6 protein-coding genes are annotated in these 4,147 nt (G+C 68.2%); 3 read left to right on the top strand and 3 right to left on the bottom strand.

Annotated elements, in window-relative coordinates:
* Positions 1-402: aspartate kinase (locus VFA08_02315; protein ID HYZ12423.1), on the bottom strand; the 402-nt coding region annotated here is incomplete at its 3' end.
* Between the two features lie 82 nt (positions 403-484).
* A complete protein-coding gene (gene recR, locus VFA08_02310) occupies positions 485-1,075 on the bottom strand; it encodes a recombination mediator RecR (GenBank protein ID HYZ12422.1) in 591 nt (196 codons plus the stop codon).
* A gap of 155 nt (positions 1,076-1,230) precedes the next feature.
* Between recR and VFA08_02305 the strand changes: the two genes are divergently transcribed.
* From VFA08_02305 to VFA08_02295, 3 genes are read left to right on the top strand one after another with little or no spacing between them, the layout of a single operon-like run.
* A complete protein-coding gene (locus VFA08_02305) occupies positions 1,231-2,199 on the top strand; it encodes an SDR family oxidoreductase (GenBank protein ID HYZ12421.1) in 969 nt (322 codons plus the stop codon).
* Positions 2,200-2,232: 33 nt separating this feature from the next.
* Positions 2,233-3,150, top strand: a complete 918-nt coding sequence (locus tag VFA08_02300; GenBank protein HYZ12420.1) for a polysaccharide deacetylase family protein — start codon at positions 2,233-2,235, stop codon at positions 3,148-3,150.
* Positions 3,120-3,878, top strand: coding sequence for a formyltransferase family protein (locus VFA08_02295; protein ID HYZ12419.1), 759 nt, complete (start codon positions 3,120-3,122; stop codon positions 3,876-3,878). Before VFA08_02300 ends, VFA08_02295 begins: the two co-directional genes overlap by 31 nt.
* Before the next feature lie 4 nt (positions 3,879-3,882).
* On the opposite strand, the gene VFA08_02290 is transcribed toward VFA08_02295, so the two are convergent.
* A partial coding sequence (locus tag VFA08_02290) for a hypothetical protein (GenBank protein HYZ12418.1) occupies positions 3,883-4,147 on the bottom strand: 265 nt, incomplete at its 5' end.

Genomic DNA, 4,147 nt, shown 5'->3' with positions numbered 1-4,147 from the left:
GACGCCCTGGAAGCCGGCGACGAGGACGATGCGATCCTGGTCGAGCGCCTCGTGGATGCGACGGGCGCGGACGTCGACGATCTTCGCGCGCCCGTGGACGGTGTCCGTGACGATCCCGGCCTGCGAGCCCGTCAGCGAGATGGCCTCGTGGCCGAGATCGTGGATCGCCATCGCCGCGAGCGCGCACGAGACGCGCTCGCCCACCGAGATCAGCATGTCCACCTCGCGCGGTACCGGCGTGGGGGAGACCTCGTGGGCCAGGCGGAGGAGCTCGTCGGTCGTGTCGCCCATCGCGGAGAGGACCGCGACGACGCGGTTTCCCGCCTCGCGGGCGGCGACCATGCGGCGCGCGACGACCTTGATCCGCTCCGTGTCGGCGACCGACGTGCCGCCGAACTTCATGACGACCGTGCCGGACGGGCCGGGCGCCTCGCCGGCGAGCGCGGGCACGCCCTCGTACTGCGTCGTCGCCATCGATCCTAGGCTAGACCTCGCGGCGGCCCGACAGCGCCCGCCCGAGGGTGACCTCGTCCGCGTACTCGAGGTCGCCGCCGACGGGGAGCCCGCTCGCGAGGCGCGTCACGCGCACCCGGCCGCGCAGGCGATCGGCGATGAACGACGCCGTCGCCTCGCCTGTCGTGTTCGGGTTCGTCGCCAGGACGACCTCCGCGACGCCGTCGGACTCCACCCGCCGGAAGAGCTCGTCGATCCGCAGGTCGCCCGGGTCGATCCCGTCGAGCGGCGAGAGCGCGCCGCCGAGGACGTGGTAGAGGCCGCGATACTCGTGCGTCCGCTCGAGGGACATCACGTCGGCCGGCTGCTCGACGACGCAGATCACGGCCCGGTCACGGCGCCCGTCGCGGCAGATCTCGCACGTCTCCTCCTCGGTCCAGTTCCCGCACTCGTTGCAGAAGCGCACGCGTTCCTTCGCCTCCTGCAGCGCGCCGGCGAGCGCGAGCGCTTCGTCCGTGGGCGTGCGGAGGAGGTGGAACGCTAGGCGATGCGCCGTGCGCGTCCCGACGCCCGGGAGGCGCGTCAGCTGCGCGACGAGGTTGTCGATTGCCGGGCTGAGCACCCCGTCATTGTGCCGGTAGTACCTGCGGGACAGGTCGCCGCACGCCCGGTGAGGCGACCGTCGCGGCCGCGCGGGCGATCGGTAACCGAAACCTCAAAAAATCGACGTAAAACGCAACAAAAGCACCGCGATTCGCGATAAGATTCTGCCAAATCATGCGGCAACCGGTTCTCGTTACTGGCGGCGCCGGGTACGTCGGCTCGATGGTCGTCGCGGAGCTCTTGGCGCGCGGCTATCGCGTGCGTGTCCTCGACGCACTCCTCCATGGAAGCATTCCGTCACTGCTCCATTCGTGGGGCAATCCACGCTTCGAATTCCTCCATGCCGACGTGCGCGATTCGACGGCACGAGCGAATGCAGTCGAGGGCGTCGATGCGATCGTGCATCTCGCTGCGATCGTCGGGGACCCCGCCTGCGCCAGGGAACCCGACGTCGCGCGGGAGGTGAATCTCGAGGCGACCCGCGCGTTGCTCGACGACGCGGAACGCGCCGGTGTCGAGCGGTTCATCTTTGCGTCGACGTGCAGCAACTACGGACGGATGTCCAACGGCGGGTACGCCGACGAGACGTTCGACCTCGCGCCCGTTTCGCTCTACGCGGAGACGAAGGTTGCAGCCGAGCACGAGGTGCTGTCTCCGGACCGCGAGCTGACACCGACCTGTCTCCGCTTCGCAACGGTCTTCGGAACCTCGCCGCGGATGCGGTTCGACCTGACGGTCAACGAGTTCACCCGCGATCTCGCCGTGCGCGACGAGCTCGTGGTCTTCGGCGAGCAGTTCTGGCGGCCGTACGTTCACGTTCGGGACGCGGCTCGCGCGATCGCCGATGTTCTCGAGGCTCCCTCCGAAGAGCTCGCCGGCGAGGTGTTCAACGTCGGCGACACCAATGAGAACTACCGCAAGATCGACATCGTCAACCTCCTGCAGGAGCGCTTTCCCAAGGGGAATGTCGAGTTCGTGCACCGCGACGAGGATCCGCGCGACTATCGAGTCAGCTTCGAGAAATTCGCCAAGCGTTTTCGTTTTGCCGCAGAGCGCTCCGTCTCCGACGGAATCGACGAAGTCGTGCGACTTCTCGCGAGCGGTCTCGTCTCCGACCCATTCGCGCCCGCCTATCGAAACTGAGTCGCCGATCGGATTTTCCGGCGACGAACCGTCGTGATCTCCGAAACGATGTCGCCACCTGCCGCCGCCCGAATCGAACCCGTTTCGCTCGCTCCGCCCGCCGACCCGGCGCTTCCACGCAATGCGTTCACCGTCGACGTCGAAGACTGGTACCAGTCGTGCATCGATTTCGATGCGCCGATCACCGACCGCGTCATTCGCAATGTCGATCGAATCCTGGAAGTCCTCGACGAGCGGGAGATCAAGGGGACATTCTTCGTCCAGGGAAGGGTCGCCGAGACGTTTCCAGCCCTGATCGCGTCGCTGGTCGCCGACGGACACGAGGTCCAGTCGCACGGGTACAGCCACCGGCCGCTTCACGCGATGAACGCGAGCGAGCTCCGGGACGAGCTCGAGCGCGCGAAGGGCACCGTCGAGGACGCGTCCGGAACGGCGGTAACGGCGTTCCGCGCCCAGGACTTCTCGATCGTCTCGAGCAACCTATGGGCGCTCGAGACGCTCGCCGACGTCGGCTTCGAGGTCGACTCGTCGATCTTCCCCATGCGCGCACGCAACTACGGGATCGCGAACTGGCCGCTCGAGCCGCACCACGTGGTCAGTGCCGGGGGAGCGCGGATCCTCGAGGTCCCCGTCGCGATCTGGGCCCGTGGCTGGCTGCGGTTTCCCGTCGCAGGCGGCGGCTACTTCCGCGTGCTTCCGCGTCGCCTGATCGAAGGCGGCATTCGCGCGATCGGCGGCGAGCGGCCGGCGGTCATCTATTGCCACCCATACGAGTTCAACCGGCGCGAGCTGCGCGACTATCCGACGGTCAGCCGGCGGTTGCGGCTTTCGCAGGGACTCGGCAGGCGCTTCTTCACGAGACGGGTTCGCGAGCTGCTGGCGCAACCGGGGTTCGGTCGGTTCACCGACGTCCTGACGGCGTGGGGGCTGCCATCAACGTCGTCTACCTGACCACCGACGACCCGCTATACCTGCCGTCGTTCTTCGAGCGGGTTCTGTCCGCTCGGTCGGACACGGCTGCCGTCTGCGTCGTCCCGCCGCTCTACAAGAACCAGACTCCGCGGGCCGCGGCGTGGCGGTACTACCGCACGTTCGGTGCGGGCGCGACGGTCGCACTCGCCTCACGGACAGTGCGCGCGAAGCTCGCGCGACGCTCGATCGCAAGCGTGTGCGAGCTCCACGGTGTGCCGTGCGAGCCGGTCGACGACGTCAACGACCCGTCGTTCCTCGACCACCTGCGCGAGCTCGACACCGACCTGATCGTGTCCGTGAGTTGCCCGCAGATCTTCCGGAAGCCGCTGATCGAGCTGCCGCCACGCGGTTGTCTGAACATCCACGGCGCGATCCTCCCGGAGTACCGCGGTGTGATGCCGAGCTTCTGGATGCTCGCGAACGGCGAGCGGCGCGCGGGCGTCTCGATCTTCTTCGTGAACGAGGACATCGACGCCGGTGAGCTCTGCGGCCAGCGAACGTTCGAGATCTCCCCGGACGAGACGCTCGACGCGTTCCTCAGGAAGTCGAAGGCAGTCGCGGCAGAGCTGCTCCTCGAGGTCCTCGACGACGTCGAGCGCGGGATCCCCGAGCGGGAGCCGATGGATCTGACCAGGGGCTCGTACTACTCGTGGCCGGACCGTGCGGCGGTCGGCCGCTTCCGGGCGGCCGGGCGCCGGCTCTGGTAAGCCGTCACCGCGCGAGCGTCCACGTGCTCAAGACGACGGCGCGGCCGTAGTCGCGTCGACTGCGTGGGCCGAACCCCGGACGAACAACCCATCGATACCGGCCGGGGGTGAACCGGAACACGCGGCCGCGCGAGACGCCGCGCTCGGGCACGACGAGGCGAGGTCGGCGAGGCCATGCCTCGAGGATCGTCCGGCCCGCACGAGAGAACCTGATGTTGTAGTAGTCGGCGCCGGCGACGGCGGGCCAGACGAACGTCCAGTGGACGTCC

Source organism: Actinomycetota bacterium, assembly GCA_035640355.1.
Lineage (GTDB): Bacteria > Actinomycetota > UBA4738 > UBA4738 > HRBIN12 > CALGFI01.
Note: the sequence above shows the minus strand (reverse complement) of the source record. Positions and strands in the feature narration are given on the sequence as shown.